The 19169-nt window shown below is 59.7% G+C and carries 16 protein-coding genes and 1 riboswitch; of the genes, 12 read left to right on the top strand and 4 right to left on the bottom strand.

What is annotated here, in order from left to right; all coding sequences use genetic code 11:
• Positions 1-2: 2 nt before the first annotated feature.
• From FE240_RS10005 to FE240_RS09965, 9 genes are all read left to right on the top strand, one after another.
• Positions 3-1073 (top strand): LPS O-antigen chain length determinant protein WzzB, encoded by a 1071-nt coding sequence (locus FE240_RS10005; RefSeq protein ID WP_193000639.1) that lies wholly within the window; start codon positions 3-5, stop codon positions 1071-1073.
• Positions 1074-1135: 62 nt separating this feature from the next.
• Positions 1136-2830: a PglL family O-oligosaccharyltransferase gene (locus FE240_RS10000; RefSeq protein ID WP_193000637.1), complete on the top strand. Its 1695-nt coding sequence runs from the start codon at positions 1136-1138 to the stop codon at positions 2828-2830.
• Positions 2831-3000: 170 nt separating this feature from the next.
• A complete protein-coding gene (locus tag FE240_RS09995; protein WP_193000635.1) occupies positions 3001-4167 on the top strand; it encodes a nucleotide sugar dehydrogenase in 1167 nt (388 codons plus the stop codon).
• 179 nt (positions 4168-4346) lie between these two features.
• Entirely contained in the window at positions 4347-4970 is a 624-nt protein-coding gene (locus FE240_RS09990) for a YceH family protein (RefSeq protein WP_042044790.1), read from the top strand.
• Between the two features lie 124 nt (positions 4971-5094).
• The gene (locus tag FE240_RS09985; protein ID WP_193000633.1) at positions 5095-6510 is read left to right on the top strand and encodes a sigma-54 dependent transcriptional regulator; all 1416 of its coding nucleotides are present in this window, start codon (positions 5095-5097) and stop codon (positions 6508-6510) included.
• Positions 6511-6623: 113 nt separating this feature from the next.
• Positions 6624-7655, top strand: coding sequence for a sensor histidine kinase (locus tag FE240_RS09980; RefSeq protein WP_193000631.1), 1032 nt, complete (start codon positions 6624-6626; stop codon positions 7653-7655).
• The gene (locus FE240_RS09975; protein ID WP_193000629.1) at positions 7652-8992 is read left to right on the top strand and encodes a sigma-54-dependent transcriptional regulator; all 1341 of its coding nucleotides are present in this window, start codon (positions 7652-7654) and stop codon (positions 8990-8992) included. The genes FE240_RS09980 and FE240_RS09975 overlap by 4 nt, the downstream gene beginning before the upstream one ends.
• A gap of 77 nt (positions 8993-9069) precedes the next feature.
• Positions 9070-9831 carry a Nif3-like dinuclear metal center hexameric protein gene (locus FE240_RS09970; protein WP_084214666.1) on the top strand — a complete coding sequence of 254 codons (762 nt, stop codon included), beginning with the start codon at positions 9070-9072 and terminating at the stop codon, positions 9829-9831.
• A 194-nt stretch (positions 9832-10025) separates the two neighbouring features.
• Positions 10026-10367 carry an Hpt domain-containing protein gene (locus FE240_RS09965; protein ID WP_042044794.1) on the top strand — a complete coding sequence of 114 codons (342 nt, stop codon included), beginning with the start codon at positions 10026-10028 and terminating at the stop codon, positions 10365-10367.
• Here FE240_RS09965 and FE240_RS09960 read toward each other — a convergent pair.
• On the bottom strand, positions 10347-11210 hold the full coding sequence (locus FE240_RS09960; RefSeq protein WP_264293204.1) for a gluconeogenesis factor YvcK family protein: 864 nt from the start codon (positions 11208-11210) through the stop codon (positions 10347-10349). The two genes, FE240_RS09965 and FE240_RS09960, sit on opposite strands and share 21 nt — an antisense overlap.
• 124 nt (positions 11211-11334) lie before the next feature.
• Here FE240_RS09960 and FE240_RS09955 point away from each other — a divergent pair, with 124 nt between their 5' ends.
• Complete coding sequence (locus FE240_RS09955; RefSeq protein WP_193004518.1) at positions 11335-12507, top strand: FIST signal transduction protein; 1173 nt, start codon at positions 11335-11337, stop codon at positions 12505-12507.
• Positions 12497-14590, top strand: coding sequence for an ATP-binding protein (locus tag FE240_RS09950; RefSeq protein WP_193000625.1), 2094 nt, complete (start codon positions 12497-12499; stop codon positions 14588-14590). The genes FE240_RS09955 and FE240_RS09950 overlap by 11 nt, the downstream gene beginning before the upstream one ends.
• Before the next feature lie 212 nt (positions 14591-14802).
• Here the strand turns inward: FE240_RS09950 and FE240_RS09945 are convergent, their stop codons facing one another.
• The 3 genes from FE240_RS09945 to narQ form a co-directional block, all read right to left on the bottom strand.
• The gene (locus FE240_RS09945) at positions 14803-15378 is read right to left on the bottom strand and encodes an LON peptidase substrate-binding domain-containing protein (protein ID WP_042044797.1); all 576 of its coding nucleotides are present in this window, start codon (positions 15376-15378) and stop codon (positions 14803-14805) included.
• A 104-nt stretch (positions 15379-15482) separates the two neighbouring features.
• Positions 15483-16121, bottom strand: a complete 639-nt coding sequence (narL, locus tag FE240_RS09940) for a two-component system response regulator NarL (protein ID WP_042044798.1) — start codon at positions 16119-16121, stop codon at positions 15483-15485.
• Positions 16121-17833: a nitrate/nitrite two-component system sensor histidine kinase NarQ gene (gene narQ / locus FE240_RS09935; RefSeq protein WP_193000623.1), complete on the bottom strand. Its 1713-nt coding sequence runs from the start codon at positions 17831-17833 to the stop codon at positions 16121-16123. The genes narL and narQ overlap by 1 nt, the downstream gene beginning before the upstream one ends.
• 79 nt (positions 17834-17912) lie before the next feature.
• A riboswitch (molybdenum cofactor riboswitch) is annotated at positions 17913-18046 on the top strand.
• On the opposite strand from narQ, the gene moaA reads away from it, so the two are divergent.
• Positions 18034-19014: a GTP 3',8-cyclase MoaA gene (gene moaA, locus FE240_RS09930; protein ID WP_193000621.1), complete on the top strand. Its 981-nt coding sequence runs from the start codon at positions 18034-18036 to the stop codon at positions 19012-19014. (Overlaps the previous riboswitch by 13 nt.)
• Positions 19015-19169: the final 155 nt, after the last annotated feature.

Raw genomic sequence — 19169 nt, 5'->3', positions numbered from 1 at the left:
CTATGAATAAAAATGAGATCAACTCCATGGGTGGCCAACTGCCGAGCGGGTGGACGGTGAGTGATGACGATTCGCTTGATCTGCGTGAGCTTTGTATGGCGTTGTGGCAGCGCAAATGGTTGATTGTTGCAACCACGTCGCTATTTGCAGTTGTCGGTATCGTCTATGCCCTGTTAGCGCCTCAGGTTTGGTCAACCAAAGCGGTTATCGATCTGCCGCAATCAAAAGAGCTGGCATCGCTCAATCGTCTAAAGCTCCAGGCTGACTTGGTTGGTTTATCTGGCATTCCCTCTGAGCAAGAGGTGTTTAATGATTTCGTGCAACGTTTCAATGCCTATGACCGTCGTCGTGATTTCTTACTGGCCAGCGACCTCTTCGCGCAGGAAGTCAAAGAGCAGGCTCTGGATACCAAGGGGCAACGTCGCTGGGTCAGAAAATGGGCCGAGTTGATCCAGGCTGAGCCGGTTGACAAGAAAAAAGAGTTGCCTGGTATTGCGTTGTCACTTTCTGCTGATACGGCGGAAAACTCGCTGCAGATGACGCAAGGCTATATTAACTATGTCGTTGAGCAACAACGAGAAAGTTTAATTGAAGAGCTAAAAGCGTCGCAGGAGCATATGCTCGACTCCTTGGAAACCCAGCTCAAGATGGTGAAAGAAGACGCCACTTTGGCTCTGAAGCGCGATGTTGCCAATACCGAGTTGAGTGCTGAGGTGGCGCGTGCGGCAGGGGTCTCGACTCCCCTTGAGAATTATGCCGACAACGATCGGTTTGCCATCATGCTGGGCACCAAAGGTTTGGAGGCGCGCCTGAAGGTGCTCAAATCAATCGATCTCACAGTCTATCAGCCCAAGCTGGCCGAACTGCAGAGCAAAATTGATCGCCTCAAGGCCCTTAAGTTGGATGATCTGCATTTTCAACCCTTTATCTATCTGGATGCCCCGGAAGAGCCGCTGACTCGCGACAAGCCCAAACGCCCCCTTGTGGTGGTACTTGCCACCTTGCTCGGTGGCATGCTGGGAATTGGTATCGTATTGATCCAGCACGCCTTTCGCAGACCAAAGATGGCGTAAAATGCGGTAATGTATATGAGGAGGCTTTAGCCTCCTTTTTCATATCTGCTCAAGGGGTAAACATGAAAGCCAGCGTGGCGTTTTGGGGGGGATGGGGTCTCTGGTGTCTCGGGCTGATGCATTTTTTTATGCACAATCCGGGGGGCTCTGCACTCTATCTGCCTTTTAATGCATGGGCATGGGTCTTTTTAAGTCTCATGTTGGGGATGGGGCTGTGGCATGCAACGCAAAATAGTGCATTACGCTACTCTCGCCTGAATGCTTACTGGGCGCTGTGCGCCATGCTGTTGTTGCTCCCTTTTTTCTGGTCCGATAGCCCAATCCGCGATTATGCCGTGCCGAGAATGTTGGGGGTGATTGGGGGAGGGGGGCTGCTCTTTTCTCTGTATCAATGGGGTTGGTCTTGCCAGGATCGGCGCCGCTTGCTCTTCGTGCTGCTTGGCGCGGTGACGGTAGAGATGCTCCTGGGATTGGTGCAGTTTTACCTGTTATCTCCGGGCAACTGGCTTGGTTATGACACCCGGGCTAATCGCCCTTATGGCATTTTCCAGCAGCCCAATGTGATGGCCAGTTTCATGGCCACTGGTCTTGCGTTGGCGCTGTGGCTGGATTCTCCGAGCGCATCGCGTTTAACCCGGCTCTGGCTGGGGGGCGTGATGGTGGGAACCTCTTTGCTGCTGATCGTGCTGCAATCGAGGGTGGGCCAGTTAGGAGGGGCGTTGCTCCTGCTCCTGTTGCTCCCTTACTTGCGCCATGAGCGAAGAGTTTGTCGCTCGTTGTTGCCCGTCATCCTGGGGGGCGTATTGGGCGGTATTTCCCTTTACTGGGGGGAGGGGATGCATCGCGGACTGGAGGCCTACCAATCGGGGGGAATGCGTTCGATTTACTGGCCCTATGCGTGGCACCTCATTTTGGAAAGGCCGCTCTCTGGCTGGGGATTTGGCTCATTTGAGGTGACGTTCCTTCAGCAATATATGGCCGACAAGGCACTCTATCCTGCAATGCCTCAGATTGAGTACAACCTCGATCACCCCCATAACGAGCTGCTTTATTGGGGCGTCGAGGGGGGATTGCTGCCCATGCTGGGGATCATTGGCATGGGATTGCTACTGCTGTGGCGCCTGCGCAGTCAACGGTGGTCGAAACGGCTGGCGCTGTTGGCGCTGGTGACACCGATAGCACTGCATACCCAGACCGAGTACCCCTTCTATCACTCGATTGCTCACTGGATCGTCTTCCTGACCCTCATCTGGTACATCGATGAAGAGTGTGAAATGGCCGACAAGCCGCAGATCCGCGTGATTGCCTACCCCCATACCCTGCTGCTGCGATTTCTTGCTCTTGGCATTCCCCTCGTCGTGGTGCCTTTCATGCTGACTGCGTTGCACACGGCCTGGGTGGTGACCAAGTATGAGCGCGGTGGTTATAAACAGCCCGAGCTATTGCTCCAGATCATCAATCCGGTGGCCTGGCTGAATCGGGTGGAGTTTGATGTCAATTCGGTGCGTTTTGGCGCGGCCATGCAACGTCGAGATCTCGCCGAGCTGCGGGCCTATGTCCAATGGGGCAGTGAGTTTGTTCGGCACACGCCGCGCTCAGCCATCTATGGCAACATGGTGACGGCGCTGCGGATACTGGGGGAAAAGACCCAGGCCGAGCAACTCAGGCGCGATGCGCTGCTGCTCTATCCGCAGGATGCATCGCTGCTGGGGGCGGCGAGTGTGGCATCAGGCGCTGTCAGGCAAGAGAAGAGATGATCTCCAGCCCCTTCGGATTTTGCTATCATGCGCTCCTTCTCCAGCGCTATCGCCGCGCTGCCGGTGGGTTAACACCGGCCGGGGGCACGCTCTTCGCTCAGTGAGACGCGATGATGGGCGTGGCCATGGCGGCGCAGGAGCGGGCAATAAATGTCATTGAAGGTGTTGAGATGAAAATTGCAGTGGTGGGTACTGGGTATGTTGGGCTGTCAAATGCCATGTTGCTGGCGCAGCACCATGAGGTCGTGGCGCTCGACATCGTCGCCGACAAGATAGAGATGCTCAACCATGGGCAGTCGCCGATCGCGGATAAGGAGATCGAATCCTTTCTGGCCAAGGGGATGGCGAACTTCAGCGCCACCCTCGACAAGGAGCAGGCCTATCGGGGGGCGGAGTTTGTCATCATCGCCACCCCGACCGATTACGATCCCGAGACCAACTACTTCAATACCCGCTCGGTGGAGTCCGTGGTGCGCGATGTGATGGCCATCAATCCTGCCGCCGTCATGGTCATTAAGTCGACCATCCCGGTCGGTTATACCCAACGCCTCAAGGAGGAGACGGGGTGTGACAATCTCATCTTCTCGCCCGAATTCCTGCGCGAGGGGCGTGCCCTCTACGACAACCTGTACCCGTCGCGCATCATAGTCGGGGAACGTTCGGCGCGGGCGCAGCGCTTTGCCAGCCTGCTGGTCGAGGGGGCACACAAAGCGGATATCCCCGTTCTGTTCACCGATAGCACCGAGGCGGAAGCGATCAAGCTGTTTGCCAATACTTATCTGGCGATGCGGGTGGCTTTTTTCAACGAGCTCGATACCTATGCCCAGAGCAACGGGCTGGACAGCCGTCAGATCATCGATGGGGTCGGGCTGGATCCGCGCATTGGCAATCACTACAACAACCCCTCGTTTGGCTATGGGGGCTACTGCCTGCCCAAAGACACCAAGCAGTTGCTGGCCAACTATGCCAGCGTGCCCAACAACCTCATCCGGGCCATTGTCGATGCCAACACCACGCGCAAGGACTTCATCGCCGAGTCGGTGGTGCGGCGCAACCCAAAAACCGTCGGTATCTATCGTCTGGTGATGAAGGCTGGCTCTGATAACTTCCGAGCCTCGGCCATCCAGGGGATCATGAAGCGGATCAAGGCGAAGGGAATTGAAGTGGTGGTCTATGAGCCGGTGCTAAACGAGCCGCATTTCTTCAACTCGAAAGTGATCGACTCACTTGAGGAGTTCAAGGCCCTTTCGGATGTGATCCTCTCCAACCGGATGAGCGAAGAGCTGAGTGATGTCGCCGACAAGGTCTACACCAGGGATCTTTTTGGCAACGACTGATGTGGTCTGTGGGATGCAAAGGGGCGCTTGGCGCCCCTTTTTGTTGCCCGATTGTGCGAAGAGTGGCCAAGCAGCAGGGCGGGAGGCGATAAATCTCACAGCCTGCCGGATCGGGCGTGGCTCCTGGCGCTGATCCTGTTTAGGATGGGGCCAGGTTCGACTGAGATGGACAAATAACAATGGAACAAAAATTGAGTCTGCTGGAAGCGCGGGTGATCGGTTGCCTGATGGAGAAGGAGGTCTCGACGCCGGATCAATATCCGCTTTCGCTCAATGCGCTGGTCAATGCATGTAACCAGAAGAGCAACCGTGAACCGGTTCTCTCCTTGGTGGAGCGGGAAGTGCAGTCGGTGCTGGATCTGCTCATCGCCCGGCATTTGGTGAGCAACGTGGCGGGGTTTAACGCCCGGGTGGCTCGCTACCAGCATCGTTTCTGTAATACCGAATTTGGTGATCTGCGTTTTTCTTCGGCCGAGTTCGCGGTGATCTGCGAGCTGTTGCTACGCGGCGCCCAGACCCCAGGGGAGCTGCGTGCGCGCTGTGCCCGTCTGCACAATTTCAGCGATGTCACCCAGGTAGAAAACGCACTGCAGGCACTGGTCGAGAAAGGGCCCTACGTAGTCAAACTGCCGCGAGAGCCTGGCAAGCGGGAGTCTCGCTACGCCCAGCTCTTCACCGGTGAGCCTGAGATCAGTCCTCATCAGGAGGAGGATCGCCTCGTGCAGTTGGAGGCAGAGAATCAGGCTTTGCGTGAAGAAAATCAGCAGCTTAAGGAGCGATTGGCCCACTATGAGTCGATCTAAAAGCGGGGCCAATGGCCCCGTTTTCGTCGGTGTCATTTTTTTGGCGTAAAGCCTTGTCCCTCTTTGTCGCAGCGTTTAGACTTTCCGACAATATCTGTCGTACAGTTGGTGCAGGAAAGGACTGATGCTGGATCTTTCAATTCTGTTGGTGGATGGGTGTGCTGAGCGTCGTGCCCGGCTGGGTGGGCTGCTCTCCTTCATGGGGGTCGCCTGGCAGCAGGTCGATGAGGAGGATCTCGATGTGGCGCTCGAGTCGGCACCCCTGCAAGGGGTGATCGCCGGCAGTCTGCAACAGGAACTTGGCTCCTTATTGGCGCGTCACCCGCGGCTGCCTTTTCTCTCTTTGTGTGAAGGGGAGTGGCAGAGCAGCAACTTCATCGGCACCGTCGCCGAGCCTTTTGATTACGATAACCTGATGCGCAGCCTGCACTTTGTGCAGGCTTTCTGCTCACTGCACCCGCGGGAAAAGCAGCACGACAAGGGGCAGACCCTGCTCAAACTGCTGGTGGGCAAGGGGCGCGGCATTCAGGAGGTGCGTCGCCTCATCAGTCAGGTGGCTGACACCGATGCCAATGTGCTGATCCTCGGTGAGTCGGGAACCGGCAAGGAGGTGGTGGCGCGCGCCATCCATGAACTCTCTTCGCGCTGCAAGGGGCCGTTTGTGCCTATCAACTGTGGTGCCATACCGGCCGAGTTGCTCGAAAGCGAGCTGTTTGGCCATGAGAAGGGGGCCTTCACCGGCGCCATCGCCGCCCGTCGCGGTCGCTTTGAGCTGGCCCAGGGGGGCACCCTGTTTCTCGATGAGATAGGTGACATGCCGCTGCCGATGCAGGTCAAGTTGCTGCGGGTGTTGCAGGAGCGTCTGTTCGAGCGGGTTGGCGGGGGCAAGCCCATTGAGGCCGATGTGCGCATCATCGCCGCGACCCACCGGGATCTCGAGACGATGATCCGCCAGCAGACCTTCCGCGAGGATCTTTACTATCGCCTCAACGTTTTTCCCATCGAGACGCCTCCGCTGCGTGAGCGGGCCGACGATATTCCGCTGCTGCTGCAGGAGCTGCTGGCCCGCCACAGCGAGCAGCACAAGGCGTGGATCCGCTTGACCCAGCGCGCCACCGAATCCCTGATGCAGTACCAGTGGGGGGGCAATGTGCGTGAACTTGCCAACTTACTGGAGCGACTGCTTATCCTCTACCCCAATCGCATCGTCGATGTGGCCGATCTGCCGGTTCGCTACCGCATGCTGCCCGCTGAAGGATGGAGCGATGAGCAGGCCGAGTGGGCCGAACGTGAAGCGCTCTCTGCCATCTTCCAGGAGCCGCCCCAGCTTGAAATGCCAGCGCCAACCGGGATGGGGATGCAGCTGCCGCAGGAGGGGCTCAATCTCAAGGACATGCTGGCCGAGCTGGAGGTTGAGTTGATCCGTCAGGCGTTGGAGGTACAAGAAGGGGTGGTCGCCCGCGCCGCCGATATGCTGGGCATGCGTCGTACCACCCTGGTCGAGAAGATGAAGAAATATGGCATGAGCAAGGAGTGTTAGGGTCAAATAATTGACCTGTCATGGCATAACCTTTTGTTTTATATCTGAATTATTTGTGGCACGTTAATTGAATAACCTGACTCATCCCATGCTAGTGAGTCAGGTTATTGTCTATGTGCCACCAGCCTTCCCATGAAACCTCCCTGGCCTATCGCCAACTGGATGCCATCTTTGCCGCCCTGCCAACCGGGGTGCTGGTGCTCGATGAGAGTGGTGTGATCCGGCGTGCCAATCCGGCGGCGGTCAGCCTGCTCGGTGAGCCGCTGCAAGGGGAGCGGTGGCGCCAGGTGATCGTGCGCTGTTTCAGCCCGCGCGCCGACGATGGTCACGAGATCTCGCTGCACGATGGCCGCCGAGTGCAGCTCTCGACCCAGCCGCTCGAGGATCAGCCGGGGCAACTGGTGTTCATCAACGATCTGACCGAGACCCGTCGCCTGCAAGATCGCCTCAACCACATGAAACGGCTGTCGGCACTCGGCAACATGGCCGCCTCGCTGGCCCATCAGATCCGCACCCCGCTCTCAGCCGCCATGCTCTATGCCGCCAACCTCGGCAACCGCACCTTAAAGCCCGAATCACGCAGCCAGTTCCAGCAAAAACTGATGCAGCGGTTGCAAGATCTCGAGCAGCAGGTCAGCGATGTGCTGCTGTTTGCCCGTAGCGGTGAGGCTCAGGTGGTCAGCGCCGTGTCACTCGATACCCTATTGACCCAGGCGCAATCTGCGGCAGAGGTGTTCTGTGAGCAGCATGCCTGCCGGCTCACCATCGAGATACCGCCAGAACCGCTGTGGCTGATGGCCAATGCCAACGCCCTGATTGGCGCCGTGAGCAATCTTATCGCCAATGGTCAGCAGGCCGGTGCTACCGAGATCAGCGTCAGTGCCCACCGTCAGGGTGAGCGGGTGATGCTGCGCATCATCGACAACGGCCGTGGCATGACGGCAACCCAGCAGGCCCGGATTTTTGAACCCTTTTTCACCACGCGTAGCCAAGGCACGGGACTCGGTCTGGCGGTGGTGCACTCGGTGGTGCACTCCCATCAGGGCGAGGTCAGCGTTGCCTCTGCGCCGGGTGAGGGGAGTTGTTTTACCCTTTCTCTGCCGCTGCACATGCCGGCGGCCGAACGTGTTGGAGGTGTGGCATGAGTCAGGCAAGGATCCTGGTGGTGGAAGATGACGATGGGCTGCGTGAGGCCTTGCTCGATACCCTGCTGCTCGGCGGCTATGAGTGCCGTGAGGCCGACAGCGGTGAGCGGGCGCTGGTGCAGCTCTCGCGCCAACCCTTTGACATGGTGATCTCCGACATTCAGATGGGGGGGATGGATGGCCTAACCCTGTTGCAGACCATTCGTCAGCAGTTTCCACAAACTCCGGTACTGCTGATGACCGCCTACGCCAACATCGACGGGGCGGTGCGTGCGATGCGAGAAGGCGCCATCGACTACCTCTCCAAGCCCTTCTCGCCCGAGGTGCTGCTCAACCAGGTGAGCCGCTATGTGCCGGCGCAGCGGGTGGAGAAGCGCGCCGTGGTGTATGGCGATGCGCGTAGCGCCGAGCTGTTCCAGCTGGCCGCCAGGGTGGCGCGCAGCGATGCCACCGTGATGATCAGCGGGCCGAGCGGCAGCGGCAAGGAGGTGCTGGCTCGCTACATCCATGATCAGTCGAGCCGCGCCGAGCAGCCCTTCGTGGCCATCAACTGCGCCGCCATTCCCGAGAACATGCTGGAGGCCACCCTTTTTGGCTATGAGAAGGGGGCCTACACGGGGGCCGTGCAGGGGTGCCCCGGCAAGTTCGAGCAGGCCCAGGGGGGCACCCTGCTGCTCGATGAGATCACCGAGATGGATCTCGCCTTGCAGGCCAAGCTGCTGCGGGTGCTGCAGGAGCGTGAGGTGGAGCGGCTGGGGAGTCGCAAAACCATCGCGCTTGATGTGCGGGTCATCGCGACCAGCAACCGGGATCTCAAGCGGGCGGTGCAAGATGGGCTGTTTCGCGAGGATCTCTACTACCGGCTTAATGTCTTTCCATTGCGCTGGGGGGCCCTGTGCGAGCGGCCCGGCGATATCCTGCCGCTGGCGCGCCATCTGCTGGCCCTGCATGCGGCGCAGGCGGCCCTGCCGCTGCCCCGCTTCACGGCACACGCGGAGGAGCGGCTGCTTGACTACGGCTGGCCCGGCAACGTGCGCGAACTGGCGAACGTGGTGCAGCGCGCCCTGATCCTCTGCGATGGAGAGTGCATTGCCGAGGCGGATCTCATCTTGGAGGACGAGGAGCCTGGCTGCGAGGAGGATGACGAGGGGCGCACTCCGGGGCTGGAGCGGCTTGGCAACGAGCTCAAGCAGCAGGAGCACCAGATCATCCTCGATACCCTGCAACTGTGTCAGGGCAGTCGCAAGGCGGTGGCGGAGAGGCTCGGGATCAGCCCGCGCACCCTGCGCTACAAGCTGGCCAAGATGCGTGAGGCGGGGATCGATATGCCCGCCTGAGGTGGCTCTTGGGCCACGGCCTGCCTTATCATGTCCTCCTCGATGTCGGCCCGCGCGGGTGGGCCATAGGAGCGACCATGATCACCAACAGCAAACTCGAAGGGCTGCTCAACCAGCTGCTCGAATCCCACGCCATCAAGGACTACTGCCCTAATGGCCTGCAGGTGGAAGGACGCCACCGTATTCGTCATGTGGTCACCGGGGTGACCGCCTGCCAGGCACTGCTCGACCGGGCGGTCGAGCTGGAGGCCGACGCCATCTTGGTGCACCACGGCTACTTCTGGAACGGGGAAAATGCGGTGCTCAAGGGCATGAAGCAGCGCCGCCTCAAGACCCTGCTGACCCACGATATCAATCTGTTCGCCTATCACTTGCCGCTGGATATTCACCCCGAGCTTGGCAATAACGCTCAGCTGGCGCAGCGACTTGGCGTGCGCCTGACCCGTGGCCTGGAGCCGTGGAACAGCCGCAGCGTGGCCATGGTGGGCAAGCTGGATACGCCGCTCAGCGGCGCCGAGCTGGCTGCTCGCATCGAGGCAAGCCTGGGACGACCCCCTCTGCATTGTGGGGAGAGCGGGCCGGCTGAGATCCGCTCGGTGGCGCTGTGTACCGGGGGCGGCCAAAGCTACATCAACCTGGCGGCAGAGCAGGGGATCGATGCCTTCATCACCGGTGAGGCCTCCGAGCAGACCATTCACACGGCGCGAGAGATGGGGCTGCATTTTTATGCCGCCGGCCATCATGCGACCGAACGCTATGGGGTCAAGGCATTGGGAGAGTGGTTGCAGCAGGCCCATGGCCTGACGGTGACCTTTGTCGATATCGACAATCCGGTATAAAAAAATACCAGGGTAGACACACTACCCTGGTTCTTCGCAGCAGCCATACCGGCAGGAAAGGGATTGCAACTATCAACCATTGAATGTTAATCAATGGTTTCCTGTTTGTGTTTGATTGGTCTTGGTAAAATGGCAGGAATGGTCAATAAGTCGATGCCTGTCACGTTTTCCCTTCACCTTACGAGAGGAGCAAGATGGAACTGCTCAATCGGAATACCTTGCGCCAACTGGAGGCCGATATCGGTAGCGACATGCTGCCCATGGTCATCGGTGTGTTTCTTGACGAGGTAGGGCAACAAAGGGCGCAATTAGTGCCCTTGCTGCAACAGCAGTCATGGGAGGCGCTGGGGCGGCTTGCCCATAGCCTGAAATCATCGTGCGGCAGTTATGGCGCCGAAGTGAGCCAACAGCAGGCGGCCCGCCTGGAGCAGGCGTGCCGCGAGGGTGATACACCGGCCGTGATGGAGGCGTTGGTGGCGCAGCTTGAGGCGTCGCTTGGCGACGTGCTTGGCGAGTTAGCCAACTTGCGGCAGTGAGCCTTGCAGTTCGAGCAGCAGCTGCTCCAGGACCAGGCAGAGACGTTCCCTGTCGTGGCGATGGGGCAGGGTGGGCTCACCCAATTCGCAATTGATAAGGCGGCATGGCACCTTGGCATCGGATGCTGCGGAAGGGGCCAGTACGGCGTCCACTCTTCCTTTGCCCAACTGGGCTTCTAACCAGCGACACTGTTCGGCGAGATCAAGTTGCCCGGCTGGCCCCGGCTCGGGAACCAGATTGGCGATGAAGACCAGCGGAGCGTGGCTGCGGCCGATGGCGTCGCACAGCTCGGGCAGCAGCAACGGGGGCAGCACCGACGTGAAGAAACTGCCGGGGCCGAGCAGGATCAGATCGGCCTGCTGCAAGGCGTCGATCGCCTCGGCGATGGCCGGTACCGGGGGGTGCAAAAACAGGTTTGTTGGTGGGGTATCCAGTTGATCTACCGATAGTTCGCCTATGATATGGTTGCCGCATGGGGTGCGAGCGCACAGATCGGTGGGGTACTCCGACATCGGCAGCAGTTGTGGCTCAATGTGCAGCATATCCCGGATAAGGCCGATGGCATCGAGTGGACGCACGCTGAGCTGATCGAGTGCCAGCAGCATCAGATTGCCGAGATTGTGGCCGGTCAGTTCACCGGGCCCACTGAAGCGGTACTCAAACAGGCGGCTGCCGGTGCTGGGCTCGGTAACCAGTTGATTGAGACAGTTGCGCAGATCTCCCCAAGCGATGCAGGATTGACTCTGACGCAGCCGACCGGTGGAGCCCCCATTGTCGGTTGTGGTGACGATCCCGCTTAAGCGAGAGCCGAGAAACGAGAGGGCCGACAAAACCCGGCCCATGCCGTGGCCACCCCCCAGTGTCACCACCCGGTTCAGCTGAGAGAGGGCGGCGGGGCGCCGTGGCTGCCCGCGGGCAAGAAGATGAAGATGATGGTCAGGTGCAGTCTGCATGAGTACAACTCAAATGAAGTTCATCACGGCACAGTCACACTGTGCCTCCACCGCTGACGCGGCTCAGGAGATCATCAGCGATTTATTAGAGCATACGGCCTCCCTGCCGTCTCTGTTGTTGGTCTATTTTTCTGCGCTTCACTCCTCAGAGATACTACAAAACCGCCTGTCTCTGGCATTTCCTGACGTACCCATGCTGGGTTGTAGTTCATGTCGCGCCGTGCAGACCGGGCAGGACGAGGGGGCGCCGGTTGCGGTCGCGGCCTTTTACGATTCGCGGGGCGCCTATGGGGTCGCGGGCTCGATGGAGCCCGATGCTCATCAACTGCTCAAGGAGGCCATGCGGCGTTGCGACCGTCCTGGCGAGTTGCCACACATGGTGTTGCTGCACGCAAGCCCTGGTCTGGAAGAGACCCTACTGGCCCAGATCGATGCCGAGTTGGGCCATAGCGTGCCGGTGATTGGTGGCTCGGCGGCCGATGAGGCGGTGCAGGGACAATGGCAGCTCTGCTGGAGTGATGGCGCCATGGGGGAGGGGGCGGCGCTGGCCGTGCTGTACCCCGATTGTGAGCTCGCCTTTCAGTTTCACTCCGGCTACATGCCAACTCGCAATCACGCCGTCGTGACCGAGGCTGAGGGGCGCGAGGTGATCAGCCTCGATGGGCGTCCGGCCGCCGATCTCTATCAGGAGTGGCTGGGGATATCGCTCCCCAATGGCCCGATCCTGCGTGAGACCACCCTGGCCCCGCTGGCACGGGTGGTGGGGGCCATGTATGAGGTTCCCTACTACAAACTCTCCCATCCCGAGTCGATTACCAAGCGCCGTGGTTTGCGTCTGTTCACCCGCATTGAGCAGGGGGAGACCCTCTGGTTGATGCAGGGCAGCGCCGAGGGGCTGTTACAGCGCAGTTTGCTGGCAGCCAGGGTCGAGCCTGCCTATGGCATGCCATCAAGCCTTGAGCCGTTTGGTGCCCTGGTGGTGTTCTGCGCCGGCTGCCGGCTGGCGCTTTCGGAGCGCCTTGACGAGTTATCGCTGCAATTTCGTCAGCGGCTGGGTGGGATCCCCTACGTCATGCCATTCACTTTCGGGGAGCAGGGGCGTTTGCCGCAAGGGGAGATCACCCACGGTAACTTAATGATTTCCAGCGTGATCTTCTGCAACGGGGAGCGCCTGAATGACCAATGAGCAGGAGGGGCACAGTCTGGAGTCACTGGGGGCCCGATTACAGTCGACCCTGGCCGAATTGGCTCGCAGTCAGGGGCGCGAGGCCCACTATCGGCACGAATCGGATACGCTGCTGCGTGGCATCGCAACGCTGGCCGAGGCAAAGACCCTCGATGAGGTGCTGCTCGGTCTTATCAAGGTGCTGCAACCCTTCATCGGCTTTGAGGCGGCCTTGGTGGTCGGCTCCCAGCCGCAGCGCGGTACCACGCTGCTTTGTAGTTGCAACGAGGTGCAGCCCTATCAATGGCCATGGGGACGGGCCTTCGAACGGGCGCTGGCAGGGGAGACCCTGATCCTCTATGAGCCGGCGTTATTGCCCGATTTTGCTCCCGTTGCTCACTCCCCCCTGTGGCGTAGCGTATTGCTGACCGGCCTCAAGGCCCCCGGATTTAGCGGTGTGCTGGTGTGCCGTCACAGCCAGCAGCGGGGGCTGGATCTCGACAGCAAGACGGCGCTGCAACGCTGTCGGCCGCTGATCTCTCAAGCGCTGGTCAACCTCGCCTACCGGGCTCGGCTCGAGCAGCAGGTGGAACTACGGACCGAGGCGCTGCATGCCAGTGAGCAGCGCTTTCGCCATTTTGCAGCCATGGCGTCCGACTGGTTCTGGGAGTGTGATGAGCGCTTTTGTATCAGCTATGTCTCGGCGCCGGATCGGGCCAATGGTGAGCTGAGCCAGCGTCTGCTCGGACGCAGTCTGCTGACGCTCGAATGGTTGCAACTCCATGATACGGAAGACTTTCGTCCTGCTTTATGTGCTCAGCAGCCCCTGCGCCGGTTGCGTACTGCGGTGCGCCGACGCGGTGAACTGCTGTGGCTGGAGGTCAATGCTGACCCCTGCTTCTCGAGTGATGGGGCCTTTACCGGTTATCACGGCACGGCGCGCGACATTGGCGATCTGATCCGCCGTGAGCAGGAGCTGGCCAAGGCGCGCGATCTGGCTCAGGCCGCCAGCCAGGCCAAGTCGCGTTTTCTGGCCATGATCACCCATGAGCTGCGTTCCCCTATGAATGCCGTGTTAGGGACGCTGGATCTGCTGCAACACGCGCCGCTCGAGGAGCAGCAACACGCCTTGCTGGGTCATGCCACCCATGCGGCTCGCATGTTGCAAACGGTCATCGACGATGTGCTCGATTATTCCAAGATTGAGTCGGGGACGCTCTCATTGCGTCGTGAGCCTTTCAGCCCGGCCACACTCTGCCAGGCCCTGCTTGAGCCTCTCTATCCGGAGGCGCAGCGGCGTGGTCTGCAATTGGTGCTGCAATTGGACTCCGACGTGCCTGAAATCCTGCTCGGGGATCCGGTGCGCCTCTCCCAGATCATCGGCAACCTGCTTGGCAATGCCATGAAGTTCACCCCCGACGGTGAGGTGCGGCTGCATCTCGGTTGGTCGTCCCAGTTGTTGATCGAAGTGTATGACAGCGGCATTGGCATCACGCCAGTGGATCTGGAGCGGGTGTTTGAACCCTTTGTCCAGGGGGACAGCTCGGCCACCCGCAGCTTCTCGGGGGCCGGCCTCGGGCTCGCCATCTGTCGGCGCCTCACGACCCTGATGGGCGGTGAGATTGGGGCCGACAGCGAGCAGGAGAAGGGGAGCCGCTTTTGGTGCCGCCTGCCGCTTTCGCTCCCCCAGAGCCCGCTGAAGGCACCACAGAGCAAGCCGCTGCGAGCGCCCATGCCCCTTTCGGTGCTGGTGGTGGATGACAGCGAGGTCAATCGCATGGTGGTGTCACTCATGTTGCAGCGGCTGGTTCAGGAGGTGCAGGAGTGCGCTAGCGCCGAAGCGGCATTGGCTCTTGTGATGAGCCGGGCTCCGGATCTGATCCTGATGGATCTGCGCATGCCGCAGATCGACGGGCTGGAGGCCACTCGCCGTCTGCGTGGGTTGGGGTATACGGGATGCATCGTGGCGCTGACCGCCAATGCCATGCCAGAAGATCGCGAACAGGCGCTGGCTGCCGGTATGGATGACTTCATGGCCAAACCCATCAGCCTCGCCCGGCTGCAAGAGTGTTGCGAGCGACACTTCCCCCAGTGCGCAGGATAAAAAAAAGGCCAACCGGGGAGGTTGACCAATTCTTCAGCATAACTGAAGAGAGCACGGGATAAATCGGGTTGTTCCTACTTGCATGAAAAAGTCATGCCAACTTTTTTTGTCCCTTTTCCCGCCTTGTTTGTCGTTTTTATGAGCGATTCATTGCATTGTGGTAGCGTGTCTTTGTCGCAAATTGCGATGCTTTGCATTCTGCGAGACGATTCTTACGTGACGATCAGCTTGTGCAGAAAGTGGCGGGCCGCTTCACTGCTCTGCTTGGCGATCAGCCCTTGCTTCTCTTGCACCGGCATCGGCAGGATCTCAAGCCAGCGCTGGCACAACCAGGCTGCATCGTCATAGCGCTTGTCCGGGTAAAGCTCATCGAGCTCGGGGTATTGGGCGAACACATCGCGCAGGCGGGTCGCCAACACGGCATCGCTGTCATCCGAGTGGCACTGGGGCCAGTTGGGCAGCAGCTCGACATCGGCCCGCTTGAGCTGCCCCCCCTCTTCGTGCAGCTGGTGGATATAGAAGCGCTCCAGCCCCTGCACCGTAATACCGAGCAGGCCATCGTTGAGGGTGTAGAAGTCGATCACCTTGACCCGGGTGCCGATGGGCAGGATCCGCCCCGATTGGCCGGTCACTGTGCTCTCTTCCATTACGATGCCAAACCCTTGATCCTCGATGAAGGACTCCTTGAGCATCTCCAGGTGACGCTGCTCAAACAGACGCAGCGGCAGCTTGCCGCCCGGTAGGATGTGGGAAGGCAAGGGAAACAGGGCGAGTGATTGCTGTGTCATGTTTCATCCTCCGGTCTGGAACTGACTCAAACGGACTTGTGCAGCACTCGTGCCAACTCATGAAAAACGGGCCCGCAGGCCCGTTTATGTCACATCCATCATGCTCAATGACGCTGTTCAAGGTACATCACAGCCGCTTCCACCCGGCTCTGTGCCTGGAGTTTCTTCAGCAGGCTCTTAACGTGTACCTTCACGGTTCCTTCCGAGATATGCAGGGCCGAGGCCACCTGCTTGTTGGAGAGGCCCTTTGCAATTTCACGCAGGATTTGCATTTCGCGACGCGTCAGGCTCTCGAGCTTCTCTTGCAGATGATCCAGCTCGTAGAGGTTTTCCAGATAGGGGCGCAGCGGCTCGCTCAAGATCTGCTTGCCACTCATCACCTCTTCGAGCTGGGCCAACAGCATCTCGGGCTCGGTATCCTTGAGCAGGTAACCATCGGCGCCGGCCTTGAGCAGTGCCACCACATCCTGGCGGGCATCGGAGACGGTGAGGATCACCACTCTTGAGGTGATCTCTTCCTCACGCAGTGCCCGCAGGGTATCGAGCCCGGACAGCCCCTTCATGTTGAGATCGAGCAGGATCAAGTCCGGCTCGGACACCTTGGCCTGGGCAATTGCATCCGCGCCGTTGGCAGCTTCGCCGACGACCTCGAAGTTCTCTTCCAGGGCCAGCAGCTGCACTATGCCCTTGCGCATCAGAGGGTGGTCATCAACGACCAGAATGGAATATTTGACGTCGTCCATCAGGCTTCTCTTGTCTGGGTTGTCGGAAAAATGAGGTGCACCCTGGTTCCCTGGGGGCGGTGATCGCCGATGCTGAGCCGGCCGTGCAGCTTGCTGGCCCGCTCGTTCATGATGCTCAGGCCGTAGTGGTTGACGGCCGAGCGGGAGGCGCCTATGCCCACCCCGTCATCGGTAACCTGAACCTCGATAGTACCATCAGGAAGTGTCTGACAGCTAACATCAATCACTTGCGCATTGGCATGCTTGATGGCATTGAGCACGGCTTCACGGATCAGCTGCAAGATATGGATGTGCTGGCCCGCCTCCAGATCGCTGCTCGACAGGCGGTAATCGAGCCGGATGGTCGCCGATGTCTGAGGGGTCAGCTGCTCGAGCATGACGCCGATGGCCTCGCCGAGATCGGCCTCGGCGATGGAGAGGCGGAAGGTGCCGAGCAGTTCGCGCAGCTGGGTGTAGGCGTTGCCGAGCCCCTCGTCGATCTGCTGCATCACCTGGGCGGTGCGTTCGGTCTGCCCTTTGGCAAATGCGCGCTTGAGCAGGGCCGACTGGATCTTGAGATAAGAGAGGGCCTGCGCCAGTGAGTCGTGCAGCTCACGGGCGATGACGGCGCGCTCTTCCATCAGCAGCAGGCGCTGCTGTTGCAGCAGGGTCTGATCCTTGTGCAGCACCTGGGCGAGCAGCATGGCGAAGTTCTTCATCAGGCGCTGGTCGATCGGGGCATCGCTGATGAGCTCGAGGCAACCATACTCCTGCTCGTCCATCTGTAACGGGAACCGCTCCCGTGCCGGCGTCTCTTCGGGCCAGCCGCTGCGCCCGGTGAGGTAGGTGGGAATGGTGTTGTGTTCAAAACGGGTCAGGCGGATATGGGCGATGTGCTGGTGGGCTGCGGCTCGGTCCAGCAGCTTGATCAAGGTGCGTGAGCTGAGGGGGGCCTCGTGCAACTGCTGGGCCGTGCTGTAGAGAAACGACAGGGTGTCATTGGCCTGTTGCAGCTTGGCGGTCTTTTCCTCGACTTTGTGCTCCAGATCGCGATAGAGCTTGTCGAGCTCGCTCGCCATGGTGGCAAAGGCGCCGGAGAGCTCTCCCAGCTCGTTGGGGGAGCGCGGGGGGAGTTGCAGCAGAAAGTTGCGCTGCTCGACCTGGCGGGCGCAGGCGACCAGCTGATTGAGGGGGGCGACCACCTCGCGCCGGGTGAAGCGCACGGTAAACCAAGCGATGACGATGATGGCAAGCAGGCCAAGCCCCTCGGCGATGGCCAGCATACGCACCTTGAACTCGACGTGAAATTGCATCTGATTGACGAAGTCATCGATGGCGGTGACAAACCGCTCTGTGTTGTCGGAGTAGCGCTCGGGGGTGTCATGCTCGATGTGGCTGCGCATCAGGCGCCACTGGCTGAGCACTTCCCCATAGGTACGGCGCAATGAGGCGGGGGTGATCCAGCGCTGGGTCTCCTGCAACTCTTCGGCATTGAGGGTCTCTTCGAATTGCGCGAGACGATCGCGTACCGGCTTGCCCTGGCTTATCTCGTACGCCATGCGGTAGGCCTGCATCCGCAGCGAGCCTGACAGATTGATCGCCTTGGCATCGGGCACCGAGTAAAAGAGGGTGATCATGGCCACCAAAGAGATGAGGCTCGCCATAAACAAGATGAGCAGCATGGCGCGGCCGATGGCACTGCTCACCGAGGTAACCTGAAACCATTTTTTCATCGGGATCTCGATTCAATCTGCCGGGGAACTACCCCTTTGGGAACGTGGGCATTGTAACTTAACCTGTGCTAGCATCCGCAAATTCATTGAACTCCGAGCCACCTTGCCTACGTCGGCAGATAGGGGAGGGTGGCCGACAGCTTAGCGCTGTAAGGGTCAGGGAAGAAATGACCTGGCCTCCCGTATTTGGAAAGGTGTTTATGTCGCTGCTTGAAGACGGCCATGCCCGTCGCTTTCACTATCTGCGTCTCTCGGTGACCGATGTGTGCAACTTTCGCTGCACCTACTGTCTGCCGGACGGCTACCGCCCCGAAGGGCGCAAATCCTTTCTTGATCAAGCGGAGATAGCCAGAGTCGTTCGCGCTTTTGCTGCCATGGGCACCCGCAAGGTGCGCCTGACTGGTGGGGAGCCCTCCCTGCGCCGCGATTTTACCGACATCATCCGCATCGTGGCGGCAACGCCCGGCATTGAACAGGTGGCCATGACCACCAACGGTTATCGCCTGCGCGAGCGGGCGGCCGAATGGCGCGAGGCCGGATTGACCAACCTGAACGTCAGTGTGGACAGTCTGGATGCCCGTCAGTTTCACCGCATCACCGGAGAAGACAAGCTGACCGAGGTGATGGCTGGGATTGATGCGGCGCTGGCCGCCGGGTTTGCGCGGGTCAAAGTCAACGCCGTGTTGCTCAAGGGGCTCAATGACCATGAACTGTCGACCTTTCTCGACTGGATCAAGACACGCCCCATCGAGCTGCGTTTCATCGAGCTAATGCAAACCGGTGAGATGGACGCGTTGTTCACCCGCCACCATGCCAGTGGGGAAGCCATCAAGGGGCAACTGTTGGCGGCGGGGTGGGTGCAGCAACTGCGGGCTATCGATGCCGGGCCTGCCCAGGTGTTCCATCATCCCGACTATCTCGGTGGCATCGGCCTCATCATGCCCTATAGCAAGGATTTTTGTGCCGGCTGCAACCGGTTGCGAGTCTCCTCGGTCGGTAAGCTGCACTTGTGCCTGTTTGGTGACGACGGAGTGGCGCTGCGCGATCTGTTAGCGGCCGACGAGCAACAAGAGGCACTGATGGAGCGGGTTCACATGGTGCTTGGTCACAAGTTGGCCAGCCATCGTCTGCATCAGGGTAACAGCGGTACAACTCCCCATCTGGCGTCGCTAGGTGGTTGATTCTTTGCGAGAAGAATTATCAATTGGCGTTTAATTTACCCCTAAGGGGTATAAGCAATGCCTATTTCGCTTGATCCAACGCAAGGTTCCCCCCTATTTATCCCGCCGGTGGTATATGAGACCTTTTTCTCTGCCTGCACTATACCCTTAACAAA

Source organism: Aeromonas simiae, from assembly GCF_014892695.1.
GTDB classification, from domain to species: Bacteria; Pseudomonadota; Gammaproteobacteria; order Enterobacterales; family Aeromonadaceae; genus Aeromonas; species Aeromonas simiae.
This window is presented reverse-complemented; position numbering and strand designations above follow the sequence as displayed.